Annotated in this window: 23 protein-coding genes and 2 tRNA genes; 8 read left to right on the top strand and 17 right to left on the bottom strand. The window is 72.1% G+C overall.

The window, feature by feature from the left end:
- The first annotated feature begins 104 nt into the window (after positions 1–104).
- Both CLV68_RS24460 and CLV68_RS24455 read left to right on the top strand, forming a co-directional pair.
- Positions 105–704: a sigma-70 family RNA polymerase sigma factor gene (locus CLV68_RS24460; RefSeq protein WP_121393400.1), complete on the top strand. Its 600-nt coding sequence runs from the start codon at positions 105–107 to the stop codon at positions 702–704.
- Positions 701–1435: an anti-sigma factor gene (locus CLV68_RS24455; RefSeq protein ID WP_121393232.1), complete on the top strand. Its 735-nt coding sequence runs from the start codon at positions 701–703 to the stop codon at positions 1433–1435. The genes CLV68_RS24460 and CLV68_RS24455 overlap by 4 nt, the downstream gene beginning before the upstream one ends.
- Positions 1436–1487: 52 nt before the next feature.
- On the opposite strand, the gene CLV68_RS24450 is transcribed toward CLV68_RS24455, so the two are convergent.
- Genes CLV68_RS24450 through CLV68_RS24440 form a run of 3 tightly spaced genes read right to left on the bottom strand, consistent with a single transcriptional unit; the run spans position 1488 to position 4310 of the window.
- On the bottom strand, positions 1488–2576 hold the full coding sequence (locus tag CLV68_RS24450) for a cystathionine gamma-lyase (protein ID WP_121393231.1): 1089 nt from the start codon (positions 2574–2576) through the stop codon (positions 1488–1490).
- Entirely contained in the window at positions 2573–3577 is a 1005-nt protein-coding gene (locus tag CLV68_RS24445) for an NAD(P)H-dependent glycerol-3-phosphate dehydrogenase (protein ID WP_121393230.1), read from the bottom strand. Before CLV68_RS24445 ends, CLV68_RS24450 begins: the two co-directional genes overlap by 4 nt.
- 10 nt (positions 3578–3587) lie before the next feature.
- On the bottom strand, positions 3588–4310 hold the full coding sequence (locus CLV68_RS24440) for a lysophospholipid acyltransferase family protein (RefSeq protein ID WP_121393229.1): 723 nt from the start codon (positions 4308–4310) through the stop codon (positions 3588–3590).
- Positions 4311–4460: 150 nt separating this feature from the next.
- On the opposite strand from CLV68_RS24440, the gene cofC reads away from it, so the two are divergent.
- The 3 genes from cofC to CLV68_RS24425 all read left to right on the top strand — a co-directional run bounded on the left by cofC (position 4461) and on the right by CLV68_RS24425 (position 8281).
- A complete protein-coding gene (gene cofC / locus CLV68_RS24435; RefSeq protein ID WP_425454874.1) occupies positions 4461–5090 on the top strand; it encodes a 2-phospho-L-lactate guanylyltransferase in 630 nt (209 codons plus the stop codon).
- Positions 5091–5177: 87 nt separating this feature from the next.
- On the top strand, positions 5178–7406 hold the full coding sequence (locus CLV68_RS24430) for an RNA degradosome polyphosphate kinase (RefSeq protein ID WP_246010078.1): 2229 nt from the start codon (positions 5178–5180) through the stop codon (positions 7404–7406).
- Positions 7407–7411: 5 nt separating this feature from the next.
- The gene (locus tag CLV68_RS24425) at positions 7412–8281 is read left to right on the top strand and encodes an NUDIX hydrolase (protein WP_425454873.1); all 870 of its coding nucleotides are present in this window, start codon (positions 7412–7414) and stop codon (positions 8279–8281) included.
- A gap of 326 nt (positions 8282–8607) precedes the next feature.
- Here the strand turns inward: CLV68_RS24425 and CLV68_RS24420 are convergent, their stop codons facing one another.
- The 3 genes from CLV68_RS24420 to leuC form a co-directional block, all read right to left on the bottom strand.
- On the bottom strand, positions 8608–9303 hold the full coding sequence (locus tag CLV68_RS24420) for an HU family DNA-binding protein (RefSeq protein WP_121393227.1): 696 nt from the start codon (positions 9301–9303) through the stop codon (positions 8608–8610).
- A gap of 279 nt (positions 9304–9582) precedes the next feature.
- Entirely contained in the window at positions 9583–10179 is a 597-nt protein-coding gene (gene leuD, locus CLV68_RS24415; RefSeq protein ID WP_121393226.1) for a 3-isopropylmalate dehydratase small subunit, read from the bottom strand.
- 12 nt (positions 10180–10191) lie between these two features.
- Complete coding sequence (leuC, locus tag CLV68_RS24410; protein WP_121393225.1) at positions 10192–11631, bottom strand: 3-isopropylmalate dehydratase large subunit; 1440 nt, start codon at positions 11629–11631, stop codon at positions 10192–10194.
- Positions 11632–11694: 63 nt separating this feature from the next.
- On the opposite strand from leuC, the gene CLV68_RS24405 reads away from it, so the two are divergent.
- Entirely contained in the window at positions 11695–12396 is a 702-nt protein-coding gene (locus CLV68_RS24405) for an IclR family transcriptional regulator (protein WP_177215510.1), read from the top strand.
- Positions 12397–13158: 762 nt separating this feature from the next.
- Here the strand turns inward: CLV68_RS24405 and CLV68_RS24400 are convergent.
- The 3 genes from CLV68_RS24400 to CLV68_RS24390 all read right to left on the bottom strand — a co-directional run bounded on the left by CLV68_RS24400 (position 13159) and on the right by CLV68_RS24390 (position 14330).
- A tRNA-Glu gene (locus CLV68_RS24400) sits at positions 13159–13231 on the bottom strand.
- A gap of 88 nt (positions 13232–13319) precedes the next feature.
- Positions 13320–13394: transfer RNA gene (locus CLV68_RS24395), tRNA-Gln, on the bottom strand.
- A gap of 99 nt (positions 13395–13493) precedes the next feature.
- Complete coding sequence (locus tag CLV68_RS24390) at positions 13494–14330, bottom strand: HAD family hydrolase (RefSeq protein ID WP_121393224.1); 837 nt, start codon at positions 14328–14330, stop codon at positions 13494–13496.
- Positions 14331–14909: 579 nt separating this feature from the next.
- On the opposite strand from CLV68_RS24390, the gene CLV68_RS24385 reads away from it, so the two are divergent.
- Entirely contained in the window at positions 14910–16154 is a 1245-nt protein-coding gene (locus CLV68_RS24385) for an FAD-dependent oxidoreductase (RefSeq protein WP_121393223.1), read from the top strand.
- Between the two features lie 94 nt (positions 16155–16248).
- Here the strand turns inward: CLV68_RS24385 and CLV68_RS24380 are convergent, their stop codons facing one another.
- The 6 genes from CLV68_RS24380 to CLV68_RS24350 form a co-directional block, all read right to left on the bottom strand.
- Entirely contained in the window at positions 16249–17019 is a 771-nt protein-coding gene (locus tag CLV68_RS24380; RefSeq protein WP_121393397.1) for a fumarylacetoacetate hydrolase family protein, read from the bottom strand.
- 41 nt (positions 17020–17060) lie between these two features.
- A complete protein-coding gene (cimA, locus tag CLV68_RS24375; protein ID WP_121393222.1) occupies positions 17061–18728 on the bottom strand; it encodes a citramalate synthase in 1668 nt (555 codons plus the stop codon).
- A 308-nt stretch (positions 18729–19036) separates the two neighbouring features.
- Entirely contained in the window at positions 19037–20074 is a 1038-nt protein-coding gene (locus CLV68_RS24370) for a 3-isopropylmalate dehydrogenase (RefSeq protein ID WP_121393221.1), read from the bottom strand.
- Positions 20075–20439: 365 nt separating this feature from the next.
- Positions 20440–22053, bottom strand: coding sequence for a phosphoglycerate dehydrogenase (gene serA / locus CLV68_RS24365; protein ID WP_121393220.1), 1614 nt, complete (start codon positions 22051–22053; stop codon positions 20440–20442).
- Between the two features lie 136 nt (positions 22054–22189).
- Entirely contained in the window at positions 22190–22399 is a 210-nt protein-coding gene (locus CLV68_RS24360; protein ID WP_147460148.1) for a hypothetical protein, read from the bottom strand.
- Positions 22400–24084: 1685 nt separating this feature from the next.
- Positions 24085–24360 carry a DUF397 domain-containing protein gene (locus CLV68_RS24350; RefSeq protein WP_092776682.1) on the bottom strand — a complete coding sequence of 92 codons (276 nt, stop codon included), beginning with the start codon at positions 24358–24360 and terminating at the stop codon, positions 24085–24087.
- Between the two features lie 125 nt (positions 24361–24485).
- Between CLV68_RS24350 and CLV68_RS24345 the strand changes: the two genes are divergently transcribed.
- On the top strand, positions 24486–25196 hold the full coding sequence (locus tag CLV68_RS24345; protein WP_147460147.1) for a hypothetical protein: 711 nt from the start codon (positions 24486–24488) through the stop codon (positions 25194–25196).
- Between the two features lie 65 nt (positions 25197–25261).
- Here CLV68_RS24345 and ilvC read toward each other — a convergent pair whose 3' ends face one another.
- Both ilvC and ilvN read right to left on the bottom strand, forming a co-directional pair.
- Positions 25262–26275: a ketol-acid reductoisomerase gene (ilvC, locus tag CLV68_RS24340; RefSeq protein WP_121393216.1), complete on the bottom strand. Its 1014-nt coding sequence runs from the start codon at positions 26273–26275 to the stop codon at positions 25262–25264.
- Positions 26276–26395: 120 nt separating this feature from the next.
- Entirely contained in the window at positions 26396–26902 is a 507-nt protein-coding gene (gene ilvN, locus CLV68_RS24335) for an acetolactate synthase small subunit (RefSeq protein WP_092776687.1), read from the bottom strand.
- Positions 26903–26915: the final 13 nt, after the last annotated feature.

Genomic DNA, 26915 nt, shown 5'->3' with positions numbered 1-26915 from the left:
GCCCGGGGCGCGGACCGGGTGGCCAATCCGGTGTGGCCGGTGCGCCGAATGACCCTCGACGTGCGGACGCCGGTCCCGCGGCTGGTCGAGGAGAGCGGGTGGTCATGGCGGAGCGGGTTCGGCGGATCGCGGGCGTGGACACGGCCGACGAGGCGCGCGCCCCGGACCCGGAGGCGTTGCTCCTCCAGGTCGCCCGGGGCGACGAGGGCGCGTTCGAGCGGCTCTACGAGCTGGTGTCCGCCCCGGTGTTCGGGTTGGTGCGGCGCATCGTGCGCGACCCGGCCCAGTCGGAGGAGGTGACCCAGGAGGTGCTGCTGGAGCTGTGGCGGACCGCGGCGCGGTTCAGCCCCGAGCGCGGCAGCGCCATGACCTGGGTGATGACCCTGGCGCACCGGCGCGCGGTGGACCGGGTGCGCTCGGCGCAGTCGGCGACCGACCGCGAGGACCGCGCCTACCGCAGGGAGACCAGCAGGCCGTTCGACGAGGTCGCCGAGCAGGTGGGCACCCGGCTCGAGCACGAGCAGGTGCGCCGCTGCCTGTCCTCGCTCACCGACCTGCAGCGGGAGTCGGTCGAACTGGCCTACTACCGCGGTTTGACCTACCGCGAGGTGGCCGAACTGCTCGACACCCCGCTGGGGACGATCAAGACTCGACTGCGTGACGGACTCATCCGCATGCGCGACTGCCTGGGGGTGGCTCGATGACCGCTGACATCCACGCGCTGACCGGCGCGTATGCCCTCGACGCCATCCCGGAGATCGAGCGCGCCGCGTTCGAACGGCACCTGGCCGAATGCGACGCGTGCGCCCAAGAGGTGCGCGAGCTGCAGGCGACCGCCGCGAGGCTCGGCGACGCGGCGGCCGAGGCCCCGCCCGCGGAGCTGAAGGCCAGGGTGCTGGCCAGGATCGCCGAGGTCCGCCAGCTGCCGCCGATCGAGCACGCCGGAGCGGCCGCGCGCCGCGCCAGGCCGTGGGCGACCCGGCTGACCGCGGTCGCCGCGGCCGCGCTGCTGGTGGTGTCGGTGTCGCTCGGCGCGCTGCTGCTGCGCAGCCAGCAGGAGCTCGACGACCAGAGGTCGCAGGCGGCGACCATGACGGAGCTGCTCTCGGCCGACGACGCGCGGTTCGTCAGCGGCTCGACGACCTCGGGGCTCGCGGGCACCGTGGTGGTGTCGCGCTCGCGCGGCCAGGTCATGCTGCTGGCGGCCAACATGCCGCCCGCGCCGGACGGCAAGTCCTACCAGGCGTGGTTGATGCAGGACGACGGCAGCCCGCGCTCGGTCGGCCTGCTGCGCCCCGACGACACCGGTCGGGCGTCCATCGTGGACAGCTCGGGCATCGGCACCGCCAACCAGGTCGGCGTCAGCATCGAGGCCGCTGGCGGGTCGGACACCCCGCACGGCCAGGTCGTGATGAAGATGGCCCTGCCCGACTAGTCCCGCCCGACTGGTACTGCCGACGAGTCCTGCCCGCGACGACGAGTACGGCTCAGCCCAGGGCTGTGAGGACATCCGCGACCAGGTCGCGGGTGTCCTCGCAGCCGCAGGACAGCCGCAGCAAGCCCTCCGGCACGGCGTCTCCCCAGCGGGCCCTGCGGTCCGCGCTGGAGTGCAGGCCGCCGAAGCTGGTGGCCGAGGACACGAACCGCGACGCCGCCAGGAATCCGGCCACCGCCTCGGCGGAGGCCAGTTCGAAGGTGAGCACCCCGCCGAAGCGGCGCATCTGCCGCACCGCTGTCCCGTGCGCCGGGTCCAGTGGCGAACCGGGCCACCGGACCGAGCGCACCGCCGGGTGTCGGCGCAGGACCTCGTACAGCGCCGCCGCGTTCTCCGCCTGCCGCGCCAGCCGCAGGTCCAGGGTGCCGAGTCCCCGGTGTGCCAACCAGACCTCGAACGGACCGGGCACCGCGCCGCTGACGGTGCGCTCGGATCGCAGGCGGGCCGCCAGGTCCTGGTCCGCCGTCGTGATGTGGCCGAGCAGAACGTCGCTGTGGCCAGCGAGGGCCTTGGTGTCGCTGGCCAGGGTGATGTCCGCGCCGAGTGCCAACGGGCGTTGCCCCAACGGGGTCGCGGTGGTGTTGTCCACCGCGACAAGGGCACCGGCCACGTGCGCCAACCGCGCGATGGCGGCGATGTCGCACACGTCCAGTCCCGGGTTGGACGGGGTTTCCAGCAGTACCAAGCGCGCGCCCGCGACGGTGTCCGCTGTCCACTCGGCCGTGGTCGGGACCTCCCTGACCACCAACCCGCTCATGTACTCGTGCACGTAAGAGCGGCCGAGGTAGTAGCCGTCGGACGGCAGAACGACCGTGTCGCCCGGCTTGAGCAGCACCCGCAGCAAAGACGACACGGCGGCCATACCCGACGGGTAGACCACACACGACCCGCCGTCCAGGTCGCCGATGACCGTCTCCAGTGCCCGCCACGTCGGATTGCCCGCCCGGCCATAGAAGTCGGCGGCAGGATCGTCGGACAGGTGGAACTGGCTGGCCATGACCGGTTGCGGCGGAACAGGACCACCCGGCTCGGCCGGGACGAGACCGCCGTGCACGCACCTGGTGCCGTCGCCGAGGCTCATCGCTCCGGCCTCGTCTTGCGCCCGATCAGCTGACCGGCCATCTCGGTGAGGTCGAACCCGTCGTGGCACACCCGGTGCACCACCTCGGTGATCGGCATCTCCACCCCGTGGCGCATCGCCAGCTCCCGGATCGACGAGCAGGACTTCACCCCTTCGGCGACCTGCCCGCCCACCGCGGCCTGCGCCTGGGCCATGGTCTCGCCGCGGCCCAACCGCGCGCCGAAGGTCCGGTTGCGCGAGAGCGGCGACGAGCACGACGCCACCAGGTCGCCCAGCCCGGCCAGGCCCGCGAAGGTCATCGGGTCCGCGCCGAGCGCCGCGCCGAGCCTGCTGGTCTCGGCGAGACCGCGGGTCATCAGCGTGGCCAGGGTGTTGGCGCCGAAGCCGAGCCCGTCGGCCATGCCGCACGAGAGCGCGATGACGTTCTTGCAGGCGCCGCCCAGCTCGCAGCCGACGACGTCGGTGATCGTGTACGGCCGGAAGTAGCCGGTGGTGCACGCCTGCTGCAACGCCACGGCGCGGTCGTGGTCGCGGCAGGCGATGACCGTCGCGGTCGGCTGCTCCTCGGCGATCTCCTTGGCCAGGTTCGGCCCGGACACCACCGCGACCTGGTCGTCCGGCACGCAGGCGACGTCGACGACGACCTCGCTCATCCGCTTGAGGGTGCCCAGCTCGACGCCCTTGGCCAGGCTGACCAGCGTCGCGCCGCGCGGCAGCAGGGCGCGCCACGCGGTCAGGTTGTTGCGCAGCGTCTGGCTCGGCACCGCGAGCACCACCGCGTCCGCGCCGTCGAGTGCCAGCCTGGGGTCCGATGTGGACGTCAGCGGCGCGGGCAGCGCGACCCCGGGCAGGTAGTCGCGGTTCTGCCCGGTCTCGGTGATGCCCTCCGACACGTCGCGCCGCCGCGCCCACAGCACGACCTCGGTGCCCGCGTCGGCGAGCACCTTGGCGAAGGCGGTCCCCCACGACCCCGCGCCCATGACCGTGATCTTGCCCGCCATGGCCGTCCCGTCAGTCGGTCGAGGAGTCGCGTTTGCCGCTCGCGCGGTAGAACTCGGTCGGCGCCGGTTCCCCGCGGATCTCGGCGACCAGCGCGCGCACCCGGTCCATCAGCAGGTCGGTGACCTCGCGCAGCAGCTGGTTGGTGACCGGCCTGCCCCGGTAAGCCGACAGGTCGACCGGGTCGCCGACCAGCGTCACGACCCGCTTGCGCGGGAACGGCCGGAACTTCTTGTCGTAGCCGTTCCAGATCTCCTGGGTGCCCCAGCGGGCCGCCGGGATCACCGGGACGTCGTTGTCCAGTGCGAGCCGCGCCACCCCGGTGCGCGACCACATCGGCCACCCGGCCGGGTCCTTGGTGATGGTGCCCTCGGGGTAGATGAGCACCAACTTCCCGTCGCGCAACGCGTCGTGCGCCGCGCTGAGGCTGCCGCGGGCGTCCGAGGTGCCGCGGTAGACCGGGATGCCACCGGAGCCCGAGAGCATCTTGCCGAAGACCGGGATCCGGAACAGGCTGTCCTTGGCCATGAACCGCGGCACCCGGCCGTTGCGGTGCACGAACACCGCGTCGCTCGGCGGGTCGAGGTGGGAGACGTGGTTCATCACCAGCAGCGCCGCGCCCTCGGCGGGCAACTTCTCGGCGTGCCGGTAGTCCCGCTTGGCCAACCAGGTCAACGGGTAGAACGCCGCGGCGGACACCCCGACCCAGAACCCGCCCTTCTCACGCTTGCCCAACGCCGCTCCTCGAGTGCTCCGCCAGAACCGCCGCGGCGCTGCCGCCGCGCGTGACCCGTGAGTCTCCCTGGCTGACCCGCCCCGGGTCCACACGGGTCCACCGGCGGGTGGCGCCGACGGCCCGCGCCCGGGTACGGCAGGATCGGTGGTGTGGTCGACCTCGTGGTGCCGGTCAAGAACCTGGACCGGGCCAAGTCCCGGTTGCGCGGCGCGGTACCCGGCGGCGGGGCGGCGCACCGCGAACTCGTGCTCGCTGTGGTGTTGGACACGGTGACCGCCGCGCTGGCCGCCGACGGTGTGCGCAGGCTGCTGGTGGTGTGCGAGGACGCGCGGGTGGTCGCCGCGCTCGCGGGCACCGGCGCGGAGGTCGTCGACGAACGCGGCCTGCCCGGGCTCAACGCGGCGTTGGACTTCGGCGCGCGGGTGCTGCGCCGCGCCGATCCGGACACCGCCGTGGGCGCCATGCAGGCGGATCTCCCGGCGCTGCGGCCCGCGGACCTGGCCGCGGCGCTGGCCGAGGCCGGTGGCAGGCGGGCGTTCGTCGCCGACCGGCAGGGCACCGGGACGACGCTGCTGCTCGGTGCGCCGGGTGCCGCGCTCGACCCCAGGTTCGGGCCGGGGTCGGCCGCGGCGCACGGCGACGGCGCCGTCCGGGTCGGCGACCGGTTGCCCGCACTGCGTTGCGATGTGGACACCCCCGGTGACCTGCGGCTGGCCGCGGGCATCGGGCTCGGCGCGCGCAGCGCCCGGTTGGCCGAGGACGCCTGCCGGGTGCGGTGAGCGGCGCCGCGCGGATGTGGCGAGAATTCACGTCTCCGTACGCCTCGCGGGTGCGCCCGGACGCCCCCCGTACCCGACAATGGGGCGGTGAGCGACGAGAGCAGCACGGACCAGGCCCTGCCGACCAGCGGCGACACCGGCGCGACCCCGGTCGACGAGCCGGGTGCCGAGCGCCCCGCCGAGCCCAACGCCGCCGACGGCGCCGAGTCGCACCGGGCACCGTCCGCCCCGCCCGCGGTCACCCCGGCGGCCACCGAGACGGACCTGCCCGACGACCGCTACCTCAACCGGGAACTGTCCTGGTTGGACTTCAACGGCCGGGTGCTCGCGCTGGCCGAGGACGCCTCGCAGCCGCTGCTGGAGCGGGCCAAGTTCCTGGCCATCTTCGCCTCGAACCTCGACGAGTTCTACATGGTGCGGGTCGCGGGCCTCAAGCGCAGGAACGAGACCGGCCTGTCGGTGCGCAGCGCGGACGGGCTGACCCCGCGCGAGCAGCTCGGCTACATCTCCAAGCGCAACCAGGACCTGGTCGAGCGGCACTCCCGGGTCTTCGCCGAGCAGGTGCGCCCGGCGTTGCGGGAGCGCGGGATCAGCATCGCCAGCTGGAGCGAGCTGACCGCCGACGAGCACAAGAGGTTGGCCGCGTACTACCGCGACCAGGTGTTCCCCGTGCTGACACCGCTGGCGTTCGACCCGGCGCACCCGTTCCCCTACATCTCCGGGCTCTCGCTCAACCTCGCGGTGACGGTGCGCAACCCGGAGACCGGCCGGGAGAGCTTCGCCAGGGTCAAGGTGCCGGACAACGTGCCGCGGCTGGTGCCGATCGACCGCAGCGCCGACGAGCAGGTCGCGGTGTTCCTGCCGCTGGAGGAGCTCATCGCCGCGCACCTGCCGACGCTGTTCACCGGCATGGACGTCATCGAGCAGCACGCGTTCCGGGTGACCCGCAACGCCGACCTCGAGGTCGAGGAGGACCGCGACGAGGACCTGCTCAAGGCGCTGGAACGGGAACTGGCGCAGCGCCGGTTCGGACCGTCGGTGCGCCTGGAGGTCGCCGACGACATGAGCGAGCACATGCTCGAACTGCTGCTGCGCGAGCTGGAGGTGCACCCCAACGACGTCGTGGTGGTGCGCGGCCTGCTCGACCTGTCGTGCCTGTGGCAGCTCTACGGCGTGGACCGCAAGGAGCTCAAGGACCCGCCGTTCCGCCCCGCGACGCACCCGGCGTTCGGCGAGCGGGAGACCCCGCGCAGCATCTTCGCGACGCTGCGGGAGGGCGACGTGCTGGTGCACCACCCGTACGACTCGTTCTCCACCAGCGTGCAGCGCTTCGTCGAGCAGGCGGCCAGCGACCCGCACGTGCTGGCGATCAAGCAGACCCTGTACCGCACCTCGGGTGACTCGCCGATCGTGGACGCGCTCATCGACGCGGCCGAGGCAGGCAAGCAGGTGGTGGCGCTGGTCGAGCTGAAGGCGCGCTTCGACGAACAGGCCAACATCAAGTGGGCGCGGCAGCTGGAGAAGGCCGGGGTGCACGTGGTCTACGGCCTGGTGGGCCTCAAGACGCACTGCAAGACCTCGCTGGTGGTGCGCCAGGAGGGGTCCACGATCCGCCGCTACTGCCACATCGGGACGGGCAACTACAACCCCAAGACCGCGCGGCTCTACGAGGACGTCGGCCTGCTCACCGCGGAGCCGTCGATCGGCGCGGACCTCACCGACCTGTTCAACGTCCTCACCGGCTACGCGCGCCAGGACGAGTACCGCAGCCTGCTCGTCGCGCCCTACGGGGTGCGGCGCGGGATCGTGGAGCGCATCGAGCGCGAGGTGTCGCTGCTGCGCGACGGCAAGCCCGCGGGCATCCGGATCAAGATGAACTCCCTGGTGGACGAACAGGTCATCGACGCGCTGTACCGGGCTTCCCAGGCCGGCGTGCCGGTCGAGGTGGTGGTGCGCGGGATCTGCGCGCTCAAGCCGGGCATCCCCGGGCTCAGCGAGAACATCCGGGTCCGCTCGATCCTGGGCCGGTTCCTGGAGCACTCCAGGATCTTCCACTTCGTCGGCGCCGACGAGCGCTGGATCGGCAGCGCGGACATGATGCACCGCAACCTGGACCGGCGGGTGGAGGTGCAGGTCCGGGTGACCGACCCGAGGTTGACCGCCCAGTTGGACACCATCTTCGACTCCGCGCTCGACCCGTCGACGCGCTGCTGGGTGCTGACCCCCGGCGGGGAGTGGGTGCCCTCCCCCGCCGACGGCAGTTCCGTGCGCGACCACCAGGCCGAGCTGCTCGCCAGCCACCACGCGCTCGGCTGAGCCAGGTGCACGTCCGGGCCGCGGGAGCGGTGCTGTGGCGGCCGTCCGCCGCTCCCGCGGGTGCTGGGGAGTCCATCGAGGTCGCGGTGGTGCACCGGCAGCGCTACGACGACTGGAGCCTGCCCAAGGGCAAGCTGGACCGGCGGGAGACCGTCCACGCCGCCGCGGTGCGGGAGGTGGCCGAGGAGACCGGGTTCGCCGCCGCGCTCGGTCGTCACCTCGCCAGGGTCGAGTACTCGGTGCCGGACGGGCACAAGACGGTCGAGTACTTCGCCGCGCGCGCTGTCCGCGGGGAGTTCGAGCCCAACGAGGAAGTCGACCGGCTGCGCTGGCTGCCGGTCGAGCAGGCGGCGCCGCTGCTGACCTACCCGCACGATCGGGTGGTGCTGGACAGGTTCGGCGCCGCACCGGCGGCGACCACGACGGTCCTGCTGGTGCGGCACGCGCACGCGGGCCGCAAGCGCGAGTGGCCGGGACCGGACGACCAGCGCCCGCTGTCCGCGCTGGGACTGCGGCAGGTCGAGGCCCTGACGAGCCTGCTGCCGCTGTTCGGACCGGACCGGGTGGTGTCCGCGCCGAACCTGCGCTGCACGGCCACTGTGGCGCCACTGGCCGCGGCGCTGGGGGTCGCGGTGGAACCCGCCGCGGAACTGTCCGAGCCCGCGCACCGGGAGCGCGGCTCGGGAACGGCGGCGCTGCTGCGGATCGCCGCCGCAGGCGGCACGCCGGTGGTGTGCAGCCAGGGCGGGGTGATCCCGGACGTGGTGACCGCGCTGACCGGCGTCTCGGATGTGCGTGCCCGCAAGGGCAGTGTCTGGGTGCTGTCCTTCGCGGGCGAGCGGGTGGTCGCGGCCGACCACATCCAGACCGCCTGACGCCCCACCCCGAACGGGTGCAATGGCGCCGCCGCGCCTGTTCGGCGGAAGTGGTGCGAGAAGTCTCGACGAACACGCGAAAGCGCTCCAGGCGACCGCGGAAACCGTTGTGCGCGGCTATCCCCCGGACACCTGCGCGCAATAGTGCGCGACAGAACAACTGAGCAGGTCAGCGCCGGTGTCGCGGTCGGACGGACCGGGCGGGCCCCGGACACGCGAGAGCCCCGCACGGGGGAAGCGTGCGGGGCTCTCGCGATGTGCTCAACACCAGTGAAGACGCGACCTGAACCGCCCCGAGCGGGCCGGTCCAGGCGCCGGTGGCCGTCCTACTTCTTGGTGGCCTTGGCGGTCGCCCGAGGCGTGCTGCTCTTGGCGGCCGTCGTCTTCTTCGCCGCGGTGGTCTTCGCCGCAGCGGTGGTGGTCTTCTTCGCCGCGGTGGTCTTCGCCGCCGTGGCCTTCGGTGCTGCCGCCGCCTTGGTCGCGGTGGCCGCGGGCTTCGCCGCGGTGGCGCGGGTCCGCGTCGTCTTCGGCGCGGTGGTGGTCGCCGCCGCCGCCGCTGCCGCGGGCTTCGCCGCCGCCGCGCGGGTGCGCGTGGTGGTGCTGCGCGTGGTCGCCGCCGCGGGCTTCGCCGCGGTCGCCCGGGTGCTCGCGGCCCGGGTCGTGGTGGCGGCCGCGCCCCGGGTGGCGGTGGTGGCGCGGGCGGTGGTGCCCGCGGTGCTCTTGGTGGCCGCGACCTTGGGCAGCTTCTTGGCCCCGCTCACGACCTCCTTGAACATCGTGCCCGCGCGGAAGGCGGGGACGTTGGTCTTCTTGACCTTCACCGTCTCGCCGGTGCGCGGGTTGCGGGCGGTGCGGGCCGCACGCGCGCGCTTCTCGAACACACCGAAGCCGGTGATGTTCACCTTCTCGCCCTTGTTGACCGTGCGAACGATCACGTCGACGAGACCGTCGACCGCAGCGCCTGCGGCCTTCTTGTCGCCAAGGCGCTCGGTCAACGCCTCGATGAGTTGGGCCTTGTTCACCCTTCAGTCCTCCGTAAGAGAGCCACACTGCCGTTCACGGCCGAATCAGCCGACTTCTGGCAAAGATAGGCCCAATGGCGCGCGATTTCCACGCGACGCGCCCGATTTTTCCTTGCCGCATGCGGGCTCCACCCCCCGCGGGGGGTCGAATCGGAGGTTTTCGGGCGTCGCGGGGGGCCGCGAACGGGGTGTGCGAGATGGGTTGTCAGGTGCGGACCGACGGTCCAGCCGGTCGGATCCCCGGTGTGCGAAGGGGATTGCGAACCGGCTCGCGCCGGGTCAGGCCAGGGGCGTTGTGACAGGCAGGTAATCGGCCCTGGCCTGCTCGAACTCGTCGATCGCGGCCACTTCGCGCAGTGTCAGGCCGATGTCGTCGAGGCCCTCGAGCAGCCGCCAGCGGGTGTAGTCGTCCACCGCGAACGGCGCGGTGAAGTCCTTGGCGCGGACGGTCTTCTCCCGCAGGTCGACGGTGACCTCCGTGCCCGGCTCGGTTTCGAGCAACTTCCACAACAGTTCGATGTCGGACTGCTCCAGTTGGGCGGCCAGCAGGCCCGCCTTGCCCGAGTTGCCGCGGAAGATGTCGGCGAAGCGGGTGGAGAGCACGGCCCGGAACCCGTAGTCCGACAGCGCCCAGACCGCGTGCTCGCGGGAGGACCCGGTACCGAAGTCCGGACCGGCGACCAGCACGCTGCCCGCCCGGTAGGGCTCCTGGTTGAGCACGAAGTGCTCGTCGGAGCGCCACGCGGCGAACAGCCCGTCCTCGAACCCGGTGCGGGTGACCCGCTTGAGGTAGACCGCCGGGATGATCTGGTCGGTGTCCACGTTGGACCGGCGCAGCGGCACCCCGACGCCGGTGTGGGTGGTGAACGGCTCCATCAGTGCTACCCCTCAGTTCTCTGCTGCCGCGGCGGTGGCCGCACCCGCGGTGACCAGGTCTTCCGGTGATGACAGGGTGCCGAGCACCGCGGTCGCGGCCGCCACCAGCGGCGACACCAGGTGGGTGCGCCCGCCCTTGCCCTGCCTGCCCTCGAAGTTGCGGTTCGATGTGGACGCGCTGCGCTCGCCCGGGGCGAGCTGGTCGGGGTTCATGCCCAGGCACATCGAGCAGCCCGCCTGCCGCCACTCGGCGCCCGCGGCGAGGAACACCTCGTGCAGGCCCTCGGCCTCCGCCTGCGCCTTGACCCGCATCGACCCGGGCACCACGAGCATCCGCACCCCGTCGGCGACCTGGTGGCCGCGCAGCACGTCGGCGGCGGCGCGCAGGTCCTCGATGCGGCCGTTGGTGCAGGAGCCGAGGAAGACGGTGTCGACGGAGATCTCCCGCAGCGGGGTGCCCGGGACGAGGTCCATGTACGACAGGGCCTTCTCCGCGGCCACCCGCTCGTTCTCGTCGACGATCTGCTCGGGGTCGGGCACCCGCGCCGAGAGCGGCAGGCCCTGGCCGGGGTTGGTGCCCCAGGTGACGAACGGGGTCAGCTCGTCGGCGTCGAGCACGACCTCGGCGTCGAAGACGGCGCCCTCGTCGGTGCGCAGCCCGCGCCAGTCGGCGACGGCGGTGTCCCACAGTTCGCCGCTCGGCGCGTGCGGGCGGCCCTTGAGGTAGGCGAAGGTGGTGTCGTCGGGGGCGATCATCCCGGCCCGCGCGCCCGCCTCGATGGACATGTTGCACACGGTCATCCTGGCTTCCATCGACAGCTTCTCGATGGCCTCGCCGCGGTACTCCAGCACGTAGCCCTGCCCGCCGCCGGTGCCGATCTTGGCGATGACGGCGAGGATGACGTCCTTGGCGGTGACACCCGGGCGCAGCTCGCCGGTGATGGTGACCGCCATGGTCTTGAAGGGCCGCAACGGCAGCGTCTGGGTCGCCATCACGTGCTCGACCTCGGAGGTGCCGATCCCGAACGCCAGCGCGCCGAACGCGCCGTGGGTGGAGGTGTGGCTGTCGCCGCACACCACCGTCATCCCGGGCTGGGTCAGGCCGAGCTGCGGGCCGACGACGTGCACGATGCCCTGTTCCGCATCGCCCATCGGGTGCAGCCGCACGCCGAACTCCGCGCAGTTGCGGCGCAGCGTGTCGACCTGGGTGCGCGACACCGGATCAGCGATCGGGAGGTCGATCCCAACCGTCGGGACGTTGTGGTCCTCGGTCGCTATCGTCAGGTCTGGCCTGCGCACCGGCCGCCCGGCCAGGCGAAGACCCTCGAAGGCTTGCGGGCTGGTCACCTCGTGCACGAGGTGCAGGTCGATGTAGAGCAGGTCGGGTTCGGCACCGCTGCCCCTGCGCACGACGTGCCGGTCCCACACCTTCTCGGCGAGTGTTCTGACCACCGCTGATCACCACTGCTTCCCACGGACTGGACTTCCCACATAACGGGAAAGTAGTATCGAGACGTGGGACAGCATAGCGGCATCGGAGTTCTGGACAAGGCAATGGCCGTACTGCAGGCGGTCGCGAAGGAGCCCTGCGGGCTGGCGGAGCTGTGCGTCAAGACCGGCCTGCCGCGGGCGACGGCGCACCGGCTCGCGGTCGGCCTCGAGGTGCATCGCCTGCTGCGCAGGGGAAGCGACGGCAGGTGGCGGCCGGGGGCCGCGCTGGCCGAGTTGGCGGGCGGCGCGACCGACCCGTTGCTCGACGCGGCGACGGCCGTGCTCCCCCGGCTGCGCGACCGCACCGGCGAGAGCGTGCAGCTCTACCGCCGCGATGGTCTACACCGGATCTGCGTGTGCTCCGCCGAGCCGCCCAGTGGTCTGCGCGACACCGTCCCGGTCGGCGCGCGGCTGCCGATGACCGCCGGTTCCGGCGCGAAGGTCCTGGCGGCGTGGGCCGATCCGGCGACCCAGCGCAGCCTGCTGGCCGACGCTGTCTTCGGTGAGCGCGCGCTGCTGGAGGTCCGCCGCCGCGGCTGGGCCCAGAGTGTGGCCGAGCGCGAACCCGGCGTGGCTAGTGTTTCCGCGCCGGTGCGGGATGCCTCGGGGGCGGTGGTGGCGGCCGTCTCGGTGTCCGGGCCCATTGATCGGATGGGGCGTCGACCGGGTTCCCGCTGGGCAGCAGATCTGCTGGCCGCCGCAGACGCCCTCCAGAACCGGCTCTAGGCTTCACCTTCTCCCCCAACCCCCACGCCTGCGGCTCGCCCCCGCAGGCGTTTCTCTTTGTGTGGGGCAAGGGACACTGCTCGCCTTCGGCATCGCGAGGGTGCCGCCTCGCCTTCGGCATTGGCCTGGACGCGAGTTTCGAGCTTTGCTCGATGCGGCGAACTCGTTTTGCGCGGGGCCCCGACAGCACCCGTGGCAGAACCACAAAGCAGGGGCCCAAAAGCAGGCCCTGCCGCGTGAACGACGCTACTGGCACTGCTTCCCCACACAAAACAAGTCCGCCCCATCGAGCCAGCCTGGCACCAGCGGATCCGAGGAGCGGTTTCGGGCCAACGTTTGGGAGGGGCACGTGGGGACCAACGCCTGTGAGGGGCACGTTGGGGCCAACGTCTGAGAGGGGCACCTTCGGACAAGCGACTGTGGCGGGGGCGTGGGGGCCAACGTTAAGACGGGCACGTGAGGGTCAACGTCTGAGAGGGCCACCTTCGGACAAACGACCGTGGTGGGGGCATGGGGGCCAACGTCGCCAAGCCTCTACCAGTCGAGACCGATAACTCCGAGCAGCACCCTCAACCAACACCCCAGCGGGCAGGCGAAGCCCTGCCCTTGTGATCTTTAGGCCCTAGACCCACATCCACCAGCCCGACCCCGCACCCCCAACCACCGCACCGTGGGGGTCTGGGGGGTCGCCCCCCAGGTGTAATGACGGAAGAGACCCGCGAGGATACACCGCATCCGAGCAGGTCTCTTCCATCTCGTACGTAGCCCCGACGGGATTCGAACCCGCGCTACCGCCTTGAGAGGGCGGCGTCCTAGGCCGCTAGACGACGGGGCCAGGAACTTTCCGTATTCAGTTGGGTGGAACTGGTGGTGCTGGGCGTTTCCGCCGGGAGAGACTCTAGCAGGGTGATCTTTTGTCTCTCTGGCTGGGGTACCAGGACTCGAACCTAGACTAACTGAACCAGAATCAGTCGTGCTGCCAATTACACCATACCCCAATGGCTCGCCGAGTTGCGCTGGTCCCGCGGGGGTCCAGGGCGTTCCTGCGTGCCGGAGAAGATGTTAGACCACAACCCCGGTGATCGAGAAATCGACCCCTACCGTCGGGGGACGGGGAGGGTGGAGGTGCTGGTCACGGTGGGTGTGCGGTACTCGGTGACCAGGAGGGCGGGCAGGTCGGCGAGGGTGTCGATGACGGGGATGCCGGGGGTGGGCGGGGCGGGGGTGTTGGCCCGGTCGAGCCAGATGCCGTGCAGGCCGGCGTCGCGGGCGCCCTGGGCGTCGTGGTCGAGGCGGTCGCCGATGTGGGCGGTGGTGGCGGGGGTGACGCCGAGTCGGTCGCAGGCGGTGTGGAAGATCACGGGGTCCGGTTTGGCGGTGCCGAGTTCGCCCGCGCTGACGACGGCGTCGAAGAAGCGCGCCAGGCCGAGGCTCGCGAGGCGCTCGCGCTGGCGGGGGCCGGAGGCGTTGGTGACGGCGGCGAGGCGCAGGCCGGCGGCGCGCAGCCAGTCCAGGCAGGGCACCACGTCGGGGAAGGGGCGCCAGGCCCGGCTCATCTGGGCGAGGCGGCGGTCCTCGAGCGCGGCGACGGTGTCGTCGTCGAGGTCGCGGCCGAGGTCGGCGAGGAACGCCTTGGTGCGGGCGTGGCGCATCGCGTCGTAGTCGAGCGCGCCTGCCACGCACAGGGCGCTGTGCTCCTCGGTGACCCGCTGCCAGGCGGGCCACAGGTCGTCGCCGCCGACCGGGACCCGGTCGATCGGGACCGAGCCGATCACCACCGAGAGCGCGGAGCGGGCCGAGCCGGTGAAGTCGATCAGGGTGTCGTCGATGTCGAGGCAGATCGCGTCGATCGTCGGCGGCTCGTGCCCGCTGTTGGCCACCACCCGCCCAGGACCGGCTGATGTGGACGGTGCTGGCACGAGCGCGGAAGTCATCCAGCGAGGCTAGATCTCCTGGCGCGCCCGCCGATTCGTCTGCCCAGGTGATGTTTGGGCTTCTGACACGGTCAAGCGCGAAGCCCGCGGTACAGAGCCAAATCCTCGTTCATCGCGCCGCGGTCCGCACTCGTTACGCGGCGCCCGCCGGGCAATCGGGTGAGAGGGCGATCACCCTCGGCCAACTCCGCGACCCCGACCTGGTGCGGACACTGTACGGGGTGGCCCGCCCGCGCGGACAGGGCCGAAAGCCTTGTGCCGCTTGGCTGTCCAGACCCACCGGGGTGCCCGGTTCGCGCCGCGGCCGGATCGGGGGTCGCCACCAGCGCGGTCACCCAAAGGAAGCGGCCGACTCCGCGCCGCCACCACTGTCCACTGTGGCCATTGAGTGCGCCCGTCCGGTCACCTCGGTCGTCGAGGTGACGACCGGTGGGCGCAGGCGCGTCGCGGGTGGACACTTCCCGGCCACCCGCCCTGGTCCGCGCGGCGGTTGACCCGAACAGCCGATCCCGCTTGACCGCCGGGCGCGGCGGGTGCATGCTCATCTTATTCAACCAGTGTTGAAATCGGGGAGGGGTCATGGGAGGAACAACGAGGACGACGGCGTGCGTGGTCGGCGGTGGGCCCGCGGGGATGGTGCTGGGGCTGCTGCTGGCGCGCGGCGGTGTCGAGGTGACGGTGCTGGAGAAGCACGCGGACTTCCTGCGCGACTTCCGCGGCGACACGGTCCACCCGCCCACGCTCGACCTGCTCGACGACCTCGGCCTGGGACCGGCGTTCCGCGCGCTGCCGCACCGGCTCGTCGAGCAGGTGCAGGTGCCCTTCCGCGGCGGCGCGCTGCGGGTGGCCGACCTCAAGGCGCTGCGCGGCCCGAACAACCACATCGCGATGGTCCCGCAGTGGGACCTGCTCGACCTGCTCGCGGGCGCGGCGGCCGAGGAACCCACCTTCGCGCTGCGCCGCAACACCGAGGCCGTCGGGCTGCGCTGGAGCGGCCGCAAGGTCACCGGCGTCGACTACCGCACCAGCGACGGCGACACCGGCGCGGTCGAGGCCGACCTGGTGATCGCCTGCGACGGGCGGGGTTCGCGGCTGCGCGCCGAGGCGCACCTGGTGCCCAAGTCGTACACCACGCCGATGGACGTGTGGTGGTTCCGGCTGCCGCGCGCGGACGGCGACCCCGAGGGCATCGTGCCGGTGCTGAGCAGGCGGCGGGCGAGCGTGCTGATCGACCGCGGCGACTACTGGCAGGTGGCGACCCTGATCGCCAAGGGCTCGGACCCGGTGGCGCGCAAGGGCCCGGTGACCGACCTGATGCGGGACATGGCCGAGGTCCAGCCGTGGCTGGCCGACCGGGTCGACGCGGTGGGCTCGTGGGACGAGGTGAAGACGCTGGACGTGAAGCTGGACCGGCTCACCCGCTGGCACGTCGACGGATTGCTCTGCATCGGTGACGCGGCGCACGCGATGTCACCGGCGGGCGGGGTCGGGATCAACCTGGCGGTGCAGGACGCGGTGGCCGCCGCGGCGGTGCTGGCCGGGCCGCTGCGCGCGGGCACGGTGTCCACTTCGGACCTGGCGCGGGTGCGGCGCAGGCGGCTGGTGCCGACGGTGCTGGTGCAGACCATGCAGCGGGTCATCCACGAGAAGGCGCTGCGTCCCGCGCTGGAGGGCCGGGTCGACATCGCCGGGTCGACCAAGCCGCCGCTGGCGCTGCGGGTGATGGCGCGGGTGCCGCTGCTGCAGTGGCTGCCAGCGCAGCTGGTCGGCCGCGGCGTGATCACCGAGTCGACCCCGGCCTTCGCCAAGCGCCCAGCGAGCTGACCTGAAATCCACCCGGACGGGTGACTGCGGGTCCTGGCTGGGGGTGGTGGGCGGGGGGGTAGTTGGCACCAGGGTGCGTGGCCGAGCCTGGTGGTCAGCGGTTGGCGACGGGGTTGGTGAGGGTGCCGAGGCCCTCGATGGAGACCGAGACCTGCTGGCCCGCGGTGATCGGGCCGACGCCTGCCGGGGTGCCGGTGAGGATGACGTCACCGGGCAGCAGGGTCATGACGCGCGAGACCCACTCGATGACGGTGGGGATGTCGTGCAGCAGCAGCGAGGTGCGCGAGTCCTGCTTGAGCTCGCCGTCGACGCTGGTGCGCAGGCGCAGGTCGTCGGCGTCGACGCCCGTGCTGATCCACGGGCCGAGCGGGCAGAACGTGTCGTGCCCCTTCGCCCTGGTCCACTGGCCGTCGGCGTGCTGCTGGTCGCGCGCGGTGACGTCGTTGGCGATGGTGTAGCCGAGGACGACGTCCTTGGCCCGCGCGGCGGGCACGTCCCGGCACGGCATCCCGATGACCACCGCCAACTCCCCTTCGAAGTCCACCCGCGACGAGTCGGCGGGCAGCTTGATCGCCGCGCCCGGCCCGATCACCGTGGTGGAGGGCTTGAGGAAGATGACCGGGTTGGCCGGTGCCTGCCCACCCATCTCCTTCGCGTGGTCGGCGTAGTTCTTGCCGACGCAGACGACCTTGCTCGGCAGGATCGGCGCCAGCAACCTGGTGTCGGCCAGCGGCCACCGCCGCCCGGTGAACGTGGGCTTGCCGAACGGGTGCTCAGCGACCTCGGCGGCGACCTCGGCCCCCTCATCCCCCTCGACAGTGACAAACGCGACGCCATCAGGATGGGCAATTCGAGCGATACGCACACCCACACCCTAGGCCCCACCGCCGAGGCCGGTTCCGCGGCTCAGGAAGAGAGGGTGGCGCGCACGCGCATCGCCTTGTGGGCCAGGGCGTCGCACAGGGCCAACCAGCTCGCCTCGACGATGTTGCCGTGGACGCCGACGGTGGTCCACTCGCGTTCGCGGTCGGAGGACTGGACCAGGACCCTGGTGACGGCGTCGGTGCCGTGGTCGGTGCCGCGGGGGCCGCCGCCGGAGGTGAGGATGCGGACCTTGTAGTCGGTGAGTTCCACCTCGTCGAGCCACGGCAGGTGTGGCGACAGCGCCGTGCGCAGCGCGGCGTCGAGTGCGTGCACCGGGCCGTTGCCCTCCGCGGTCGCGATGACCCGCTGCCCGTTGACCCTGACCTTCACCGTCGCCTCGGACACCACCGAGCCGTCGCGGTCGTGGTCGAGGATGACCCGGTAGGACTCCAGTTCGAACGGGGTGACCGGGTCGACCTCGGTGGGGTCGATGCCCGCGATCTCCTCGCGCAGCAGCAGTTCGAAGGAGGCGTCCGCCGCCTCGAACGACCAGCCGCGGGCCTCGAGGTCCTTGACCTTGCGCAGCGCGTTGGTGACGGCTTGCGGCCTGCCAGCCAGGTCAACCCCGAGCTCGTGTCCCTTGAGCTCGAGGCTGGCCCGACCGGCCATCTCGGTGACCAGGACCCGCATGTCGTTGCCGACGGTGACCGGATCGAGGTGGTTGTAGAGCACCGGGTCGACCTTGATCGCGCTCGCGTGCAGGCCCGCCTTGTGGGCGAAGGCCGACGACCCGACGTATGCCTGGTGGGTGTCGGGTGCGATGTTGGCGATCTCGGCAAGGGCATGGGAGACCCGGGTCAGCTCGGCGAGCGCGCCGGTGGGCAACGCCTCGATGCCGAGCTTGGTCACGAGATTGCCGATGACGGCGAACAGGTCGGCGTTGCCAGCCCGTTCGCCGTAGCCGTTCGCGGTGCACTGGACGTGGCTCGCGCCAGCCTGCACAGCCGCGACGCTGTTGGCCACCGCGCAGGACGTGTCGTCCTGGCAGTGGATGCCCACCCGGAACCCGGTGCGGGCGATGACCTCGCCGACGGTCTCGGCGAGGCCCAGCGGCAACTGGCCGCCGTTGGTGTCGCACAGCACGGCCACGTCCGCGCCGGACTCCACCGCGGCGGTGAGGACCCGCAGCGAGGTGTCGGGGTCGAAGGCGTAGCCGTCGAAGAAGTGCTCGGCGTCGAGGAACACCCTGCGGCCCTCGGCGACCAGGAACGCCACGGTGTCGCGCACCATGGCCACCGCCTCGGCCACGTCGGTGCGCAGCGCGCGCTCGATGTGCCTGCGGTCGGACTTGGCCACCAGGGTGACCACCGGCGCCTGGGAGTCGAGCAGGCCGCGCACCTGCGGGTCCTGCGCGGCGGTGCTGCCCGCGCGCCTGGTCGAGCCGAACGCGACGAGCGCGGCGTGGCGCAGGTCCAGCTCCCCCGCCGCGGCACGGGCGAAGAACTCGGTGTCCTTGGGCATCGCGCCCGGCCAGCCGCCCTCGATGAACCCGACGCCGAGCCCGTCCAGCAGCCGCGCCACGGCCAGCTTGTCGGTCACCGAGTAGGAGATGCCCTCCCGCTGGGCGCCGTCGCGCAGGGTCGTGTCGTAGACGTGGAAGGTGTCGCCGAGCGGGGTGCCCGCGGGAACCGATCGGGCTGGGCTGGTCACGGTGCTGCGCTCCTTGGTGCCGGGTTCTTGGGTAGGCGGGTGGGGACAAGTCGCCGGTGGGGATTCCTGGCAAACAAAAAGACCCCCCGCGAAGGTGCGAGAGGTCTGCGCGCTGGGCTCGGAAGAGGAGCTACCCAGCGCGCCGGTCAATAATGATGACAACGGAAGCCATGCACCGATAGTGGCACAGTGGACTCGCCTCGGTCCACTCCACGGACCCCGCGTCCCAGTTCCTGGGAGCGGTTAGTGGCCGCAAACGCCGACGGCCGCCCCGGGGGAACCGGGGCGGCCGTCGCACGAGTGCTCCTCTAGCTCGTCTTGACGTTCGACGAGACCAGTGCGGCCAGCCGGTCGCCGATGGCGAACGTGCCGCCGGGCGAGCCGTGGTCGCGGGTGGCCAGGTCGAAGGCGACCGACGCCTCGATGCGCCTGGCCGCCTCCACCTCGCCGAGGTGGTCGAGCAGCAGCGCCACCGACAGCACGGCGGCGGTCGGGTCGGCGATGCCCTGGCCCGCGATGTCCGGCGCGCTGCCGTGCACCGGCTCGAACATGCTCGGGTTGCGCCGGGTGATGTCGAGGTTGCCGCTGGCGGCCAACCCGATGCCCCCGGTCACGGCCGCGGCCAGGTCGGTGAGGATGTCGCCGAACAGGTTGTCGGTGACGATCACGTCGAACCTGGTCGGGTCGGTGACCATGTGGATGGTGGTCGCGTCGACGTGCTGGTAGGCCACCGTCACGTCGGGGTGCTGCAGCGACACCTCCTCCACCACGCGCGACCACAGCGATCCCGCGTGGGTCAGCACGTTCGTCTTGTGGACGAGCGTGAGGTGCTTGCGGGGACGGGCGGAGGCGCGGGTGAACGCGTCGCGCACCACCCGCTCGACGCCGAAGGAGGTGTTGACGCTCACCTCGGTGGCGATCTCGTGCGGAGTGTCCTTTCGCAACAGTCCACCGTTGCCTGCGTAAAGACCTTCGGTCCCCTCCCTGACGACGATCATGTCGATCTCGCCGGGGTCGACGATCGGGCTCTTCACGCCGGGGTAGAGGCGCGCCGGGCGCAGGTTCACGTGGTGGTCGAGCTCGAAGCGCAGCCGCAGCAGCAGGCCGCGCTCGAGGATGCCGCTGGGCACCGAGGGGTCCCCGACCGCGCCGAGCAGGATCGCGTCGTGCTCGCGCAACTCGGCGAGCACGGACTCCGGCAGCAGCTCCCCGGTCGCGTGCCACCGCGCCGCGCCGAGGTCGTATCGGGTGATCTCCGCGGTCGGAACGACCTCACCGAGCACCTTCAGTGCCTCGGCGATCACTTCCGGCCCGATCCCGTCACCTGGGATCACCGCGAGCCGCATGCACACACCTCCCGGATATCGGCCCGAACTGTCAGGGCCTGGTAGTCGAGGGAAGGCTACCGGGAAGTCGTCCGGTCGCCGCATCTCGCCACCCCTCTGGGTGGCGATTCGTGGTCACAACGCCCCCCGGCTGACACGAACGGTGCCCGGATCGGTTGTCGACCAACCGATCCGGGCACCGTTCACCGCGTAGCGGGCATCCCAGCCCGTGGACGACCGGCGCGCCGCGGCACCGGTGGTAAGTGAGCCGCGCTCAGCCGAAGTCGACCGAGCGAACTGTGCTCCCCGGGCTCAAGCAGGCCGGGCCGCTCAGCCGAAGTCGACGGAGCGCACTGTGCTCCCCGGGCTCAAGCAGGCGGGGCCGCTCAGCCGAAGTCGACCGAACGGACAAGGGTGGCGCCGACCGAGGCGCCGATGGACTCCAGCACCGACTGGTCGACGACGCGGTCCACCCGCAGCAGCATCACCGCGTCGCCGCCGGAGGTCTGGCTGATCTGCGCGGCGTCGATGTTGATGCCGGTCTCGCCGAGCAGGGTGCCGACGGTGCCCATCACGCCGGGGCGCTCCGGGTACTCCAGCAGCAGCACCACGCCCTCGGCGCGCAGGTCGAAGGACCGGCCGTGCACCTCGACGAGCTTCTCCACCTGGCCGAGGCCGGACAGGGTGCCGCTGACTGTCACCACCGAGGCGTCCGGGTACACCCCGCGCAGGGTCACCACGCTGCGGTGGTTGAGGCTCTCGCTCTCCTTGGCGACCTCGACGGTCACCCCGAGGGTCTCGGCGAGCCGCGGCGCGTTCACGAACGTCACCTGGTCCTCGACGATGCCGGCGAACACCCCGCGCAGCGCGGCGAGCGGCAGGATCGAGACGTCCTCAGTGGACAGTTCGCCGCGGACGAGCACGGTGATCGAGGTGGGCGCCTTGCCGCCGAGCGCGGAGAGCACGGTGCCCAGCTTCTGCACCAGCGGCAGGTACGGGCGGACCTCCTCGCCGACGGCGCCACCGGCCACGTTGACCGCGCCACCGGCCACGTTGACCGCGTCCGGGACGAAGTCGCCGCGCAGCGCCAGCCGCACCGAGTGCGCCACGTCGGTGCCCGCGCGGTCCTGGGCCTCGCTGGTGGAGGCGCCCAGGTGCGGGGTCACGACGATGCCCGGCACGCCGAACAGCACGCTCTCGGTGGTCGGCTCCTGGGTGAACACGTCCACGCCCGCGCCGCCGACCTGGCCGCTGCGCACCGCGTCGACCAGCGCGTCCTCGTCGATCAGACCACCGCGGGCGGCGTTGACGATGAGCACGCCGCGCTTGGTCTTGGCCAGCGCGTCGGCGTTGATCAGGCCCTTGGTCTCCGGGGTCTTGGGCAGGTGCACGGAGATGACGTCGGCGCGGGCCAGCAGCTCGTCGAGCTCGACCAGCTCGATGCCCAACTGCGCGGCGCGCGCGGCGGAGGCGTACGGGTCGTAGGCGATGAGGGTGGTGCCGAACCCGGCCAGGCGCTGGGCGAACAGCTGCCCGATCTTGCCGAGGCCGACGACGCCGACGGTCTTGCCGAGCAGCTCCACACCGGAGAACGCGCCGCGCTTCCAGGTCCGGTCCTGCAGCGTCTGGTTCGCGGCCGGGATCTGCCGGGCCACCGCGAGCAGCAGCGCGACGGCGTGCTCGGCGGCGGAGACGATGTTGGAGGTGGGCGCGTTGACGACCAGCACCCCCCGGTCGGTCGCGGCGGGCACGTCGACGTTGTCGAGGCCGACCCCGGCGCGGGCCACCACCTTGAGCGTGTCGGTCGCCTTGAGCACCTCGGCGTCGACCTGGGTGGCCGAACGCACCAGCAGCGCGTCCGCGCCGGACACCGCGGCCAACAACGCGGGGCGGTCGGTGCCGTCGACCTGGCGGACGTCGAACTCCGCGCCGAACACCTCCAGCACGGACGGCGCGAGCTTCTCGGCGATGAGGACGACGGGGCGGCTCGTACTGGTCACGCTGCGGCTCCTGGGCTGGCTCGGCGAGGGACGTGGTTACGGCGCTGTAACCCAAGGCAGCTCAGTCTAGGCGGGTCACTGAACCGTTCAACCCGAGGGTGAGGCAGGTGACATGGCAGTGTTTCGCCACCCGTGATCACTCACCGATGACCGGGGGCGCGGTGAACTCGTCGTTGCCGAACATCTCGTCGTCATCACCCTCGACCAGGTAGGCGGGCCGCTTGCGCACCTGGTCCTTGACGGTGGGCAGGTCATCGGGCTGGGCCGCGCGCAGCGGCACGGGGGTGCTGCCGGTCGGGTACCCACCGGACCCGGTCGGCCCGAAACCCCCCTGCCCGAACTCCACCGGTGGCGGCACCTGGGCGAGCGGCGGGAACCCCGCGGGCGGCTCCTGGCGCGACAACGCGACCGTGGGGTTGTTCCTCGGCGGTGCTGGAGTCGGCGCTGGACGCGGCGGTGCGAGCGGGCGAGGTGGGACCACCGCCGAGAAGCCGCCGCTCGACGCACCGGGACGAGGTGGCGCTACCGGAGGAAAAGCAGGACTGGACATATCGGGGCGAGGCGGAGCAACCGGCCGAAACCCGGGCCGCGACGCATCTGGCGGTCCAGCAGGCGGCAACACCGGCTGCGGCCCGGTCTGATGCGACTGCCCCGCCTGATGCGGCTGTCCCGTCTGGTGCGGCTGTCCCGTCTGGTGCGGCGGCCGCGCAGGCGGGGGCAGCTGGGCGGGAGGGAACGGTTGCGCAGGAGAGGTCGGCTGCGCGGAATGCAGCTGCTGAGCAGGAAGGGCCTGCTGCGCGGGATGGACCGACTGCGCGGGAGAGGGCTGCTGCCCGGACGAGGGCTGCGCGGAATGCGGCTGATGCGCAGGCGAGGTCGGCCGAGCGGGAGGGAGAGGTTGCACGGGAGAGGGCTGCTGCCCGGAACGCTGCTGCCGCGTGGAAAGGGCCTGCTGCACAGGAGGGGCCTGCTGGCCGGGATGGGGCGGTCGCGCCGGAGCGGACTGCTCCGCGAGAACCGGCTGCCGCACCGGAGAAGCAGGCTGCACAGGGCCTGGAGGTGGCGCCTGAGCCGGGAGCGGCTGCGACACCGCCCCCGGTGGCCTGCCCATCGGCGGCGGAACCGGTTGCCGCACAGCACCACCGGGCACCGAACCACCGGGCACCGACCGTGGCCCGGTGGTGTGCGCGGGAGCCTGGAACTGCCCGGAAGGCGCGGGCCGCTGCCCCGACACCTGCGGCGGCGGAGACGGCGCCACAGGCCCGGCGTTGCCCGGCCGCCCAGGCACCTGACCGCGATTCACCGGCGGCTGCCGACCGGTGTCGTTCGGCGCGGGCACCACGGGCAATCGGCCCGAATGACCGCCCCGCGGCCCGGGTTCAGGCGCGGGAAGCGTCCCCGGGGTAGCACCCGACGCGGCCGACCACCCCGGCGGTGGCGCCCGGCGAAGGGCGACTATGGGGTGCTGGATCGCCTCGGTCCGCCCCGGCTCGTCCTCGGACACGAAGCCCGGCGCCTCGGACGGCGGCACCGCGACCTGGTCCGGCACACGCGCAAGCGCGGCACGCTCGACCGCGGAAGGCCCGCTCGCCGAGCCAACCGACCCCGACGGCGCCACGCGGTCAGACGAACGCGAGGACTGGTCGCCGCCACCCGGGGCGGACGAAGCGGTCCCGTCAGCAGCGAACGGCGCGCCCGCAGGACCACCCGCCGCCGCGGGTGCGGTGGTCGGCAGGTCACCCGCGCGGTCGTACGCGGGCGGTGGCCCACGGCGTTCACCAGTGGGCGACGCGGTGGCGGGGCCGGTCGTCGGTCGTGCCGCGCCGCGGTCGATCGCGGGCGGTCCGCTCGGGTGCCCTGTCGCCGCGGACCCGGAGCTCGGGGCCGCGGGCGGGTCGGCGTCGGCTGCCGCCGGGGTGGGGTGATCGGGTGGTGGGGCGGTGGTGTCCGCGGCCGCGGCGAGGGCTTCCGGGGGGATCCAGACCGGGGTGGGGGGCCGGGTGGGTTGGCCGGGGTCCTCGCCGGGTGGGGTCACCACGGCTCGTCGAACTCCCCGGCCTTGGCGCCCTCGACGAAGGCGTCCCACTCCGACTCGGTGAAGACCAGGACCGTGTCGTCGGGGCCGGTGAACTTGGAGTTGCGCATGGCGATGTAGGTCTTGCCGTCGTCGTGCGGCACGAAGGCGATCTCGACGTACTCGCCGTCGGGGTCGGCGTCGGGCTCGGCGGCGCGCTGCCACTCGGCCTTGGCCAGGTCCAGGTTGCCGCGGATCTCGGCCTTGTCGTCGTAGATGGGTGCGCTGTCCATCACGTCTCCTCGGTGGGGGTGGCGGGGTTCCTGCCGGGGATCAGGTATACCGCAGGCCACCAGCGCGCCCGCACGCACCGTGTCGCTGGCGTCCCGGACCGGTCGCGGTGCGTAACGTGACCCGGGTGAGTTCGTACTTCCGGCGCTACCTGCGGGGCGAGCGGGTCGCGGTGTGGGAGGAGTTGCGCGCCCTGGGCCCGGTGCCCGACGCACTGGCCGAGGACGTGGCCGCCGTCGCCGACGAGACGATGATCCGGGTCGGGCAGGACGTGGCGCGGATCGCCGCGGCGCTGCCGGAACTGGGCTGGGTGTCGGCGGACGGGGTGGAGCCGCACGAGCCGCCGACCGAGGGCGCCATCGCGCTCGCGGACTCCCTGGCGGACAAGGTCGGCCTGCCCTTCGCGCTGGAGGCGTGCCTGCGCCGGGTCGGCCGGGTGTGGTTCGCAGGCGACTGCGAGGCGCTGCTGCTGAGCTACCACCTGGAGCCGGTGCCCCGGGGGCAACCGCCTGGACCCGAGTACCCGGACCCGTTGTGCCTGCCCAGCGCCTACACCCTCGCCGCGGACTGGGACGAGTACGGCGGCGAGCCCGGGTTCGTCTTCCCGATGGCGCCGGACGAGCGCAAGAAGGCGAACGTGCCCGGCGGCACCCAGGACCTGGTGCTGCCGTCGCTGGTCGCCGACCCGGTGTTGCGCGGTGTCGCGGGCCGCGAGGGTGTCACGCTGGTCGGGTACCTGCGGGAGTCGGTCCGCTGGGGCGGTTTCCCCGGCTACTCGTTCGCCCCGGAACTGGCGCCTGCGGCCCTGATCACGTTGGGCATCGAGCCGGATTTCTGAAAAAGAAGGGGAGGGGACCGGTGCCCAGGAATCGGACACCGTCCCCTCCTCGATTCCGCTTTGTGTCAGGCCGTCTCGGTGATCGGGCGGTCCACCCAGGACATCAGGCCGCGCAGCTTGGCCCCGGTCTCCTCGATCGGGTGCTTCGCGCCCTCCTCCTGGAGCCGGTGGTAGTTCGCCCGGCCGCTCTCGTCCTCGGCCACCCACTCGCGGGCGAAGGTGCCGTCCTGGATCTCGCCCAGGATCTTCTTCATCTCCGCCTTGACCGCGGGGGTGATCACGCGCGGGCCGCGGGTGAGATCGCCGTACTCGGCGGTGTCGGACACCGAGTAGCGCTGCCGGGCGATGCCGCCCTCGTACATCAGGTCGACGATCAGCTTGAGCTCGTGCAGCACCTCGAAGTAGGCGATCTCCGGGGCGTAGCCCGCCTCGGTCAGCACCTCGAAGCCGGTCTGCACCAGCGCGGACGCGCCGCCGCAGAGCACGGCCTGCTCGCCGAACAGGTCGGTCTCGGTCTCCTCGGTGAACGTCGTCTTGATGACGCCCGCGCGGGCACCGCCGATGGCCGCGGCGTAGGACAGGGCGAGTGCCTGCGCGCCGCCGGTGGCGTCCTGGTGCACGGCGATGAGCGCGGGAACGCCCTTGCCGTCGACGAACTGGCGGCGCACGAGGTGGCCGGGGCCCTTGGGGGCGACCATGGCGACGTCGACGTTGGCGGGCGGCTTGATCAGGTCGTAGCGGATGTTGAAGCCGTGCCCGAAGAAGATCGCGTCGCCGTCGTTGAGGTTCGGCTCGATGTCGTCGGTGTAGATGAAGCGCTGCTTGGTGTCCGGCGCCAGGATCATGATCAGGTCGGCCTCGGCGGACGCCTCGGCCGGGGTGAGCACCCGCAGGCCCTGCTCCTCGGCCTTGGCGCGGGACTTGGACCCCTCGGGCAGTCCGATGCGGACGTCCACACCGGAGTCGCGCAGGCTCAGCGCGTGCGCGTGGCCCTGGCTGCCGTAGCCGATGACGGCGACCTTGCGGCCCTGGATGATGCCGAGGTCGGCGTCGGCGTCATAGAAGATCTCGACGGACATGGGGTGATGACTACCTTTCTGAGGTGTGACCGGGGTTCTCGACGCCACGCGGCGGTCGGCTCGCCAGGCCGGGAACGATGCCGGGCGGGGACGAGGGGGTGGGTGGCGGGGGGAGTGTCACTAGCGGACGGCGGTCGCGGTGATGGAGCGCGGACCTCGGCCGATGGCGACCATGCCGGACTGCACCATCTCGCGGACGCCGTAGGGCTCCAGCATGCGCAGCAGTGCCTCTATCTTGTCCGCGGTGCCGGTGGCCTCGATGGTCAGCGCCTCCGGGGAGACGTCGACCACCTTGGCGCGGAACAACTGCACGGTCTCCAGGACCTGGCTGCGCACGGTGGCGTCGGCGCGGACCTTGACCAGCAGCAGTTCGCGGCGCACCGCGGCGGTGGCCTCGAGCTCGACGATCTTGATCACGTTGATCAGCTTGTTGAGCTGCTTGGTGACCTGTTCGAGCGGCAGGTCCTCGACGGCGACCACGATGGTCATCCTGGACACGTCGGGGTGCTCGGTCGGGCCGACGGCGAGGGAGTCGATGTTGAACCCGCGCCGGGAGAACAACCCGGCGACCCGGGCCAGCACGCCCGGCTTGTTCTCCACCAGCACGCTGAGGGTGTGTTTGGTCATGGGCTCAGTCCTG

This window comes from Actinokineospora cianjurensis (assembly GCF_003663795.1).
GTDB classification, from domain to species: domain Bacteria; phylum Actinomycetota; class Actinomycetes; order Mycobacteriales; family Pseudonocardiaceae; genus Actinokineospora; species Actinokineospora terrae.
This window is presented reverse-complemented; position numbering and strand designations above follow the sequence as displayed.

Bases quoted from the DNA above. Each gene is read 5' to 3' on its own strand.
- CLV68_RS24460 (WP_121393400.1), top strand. From the start codon at position 105: ATGGCGGAGCGGGTTCGGCGGATCGCGGGCGTGGACACGGCCGACGAG.
- CLV68_RS24455 (WP_121393232.1), top strand. From the start codon at position 701: ATGACCGCTGACATCCACGCGCTGACCGGCGCGTATGCCCTCGACGCC.
- CLV68_RS24450 (WP_121393231.1), bottom strand. From the start codon at position 2,576: ATGAGCCTCGGCGACGGCACCAGGTGCGTGCACGGCGGTCTCGTCCCG.
- CLV68_RS24445 (WP_121393230.1), bottom strand. From the start codon at position 3,577: ATGGCGGGCAAGATCACGGTCATGGGCGCGGGGTCGTGGGGGACCGCC.
- leuD (WP_121393226.1), bottom strand. From the start codon at position 10,179: ATGGAGCCGTTCACCACCCACACCGGCGTCGGGGTGCCGCTGCGCCGG.
- CLV68_RS24390 (WP_121393224.1), bottom strand. From the start codon at position 14,330: ATGACTTCCGCGCTCGTGCCAGCACCGTCCACATCAGCCGGTCCTGGG.
- CLV68_RS24385 (WP_121393223.1), top strand. From the start codon at position 14,910: ATGGGAGGAACAACGAGGACGACGGCGTGCGTGGTCGGCGGTGGGCCC.
- CLV68_RS24370 (WP_121393221.1), bottom strand. From the start codon at position 20,074: ATGCGGCTCGCGGTGATCCCAGGTGACGGGATCGGGCCGGAAGTGATC.
- CLV68_RS24350 (WP_092776682.1), bottom strand. From the start codon at position 24,360: ATGGACAGCGCACCCATCTACGACGACAAGGCCGAGATCCGCGGCAAC.
- ilvC (WP_121393216.1), bottom strand. From the start codon at position 26,275: ATGTCCGTCGAGATCTTCTATGACGCCGACGCCGACCTCGGCATCATC.
- ilvN (WP_092776687.1), bottom strand. From the start codon at position 26,902: ATGACCAAACACACCCTCAGCGTGCTGGTGGAGAACAAGCCGGGCGTG.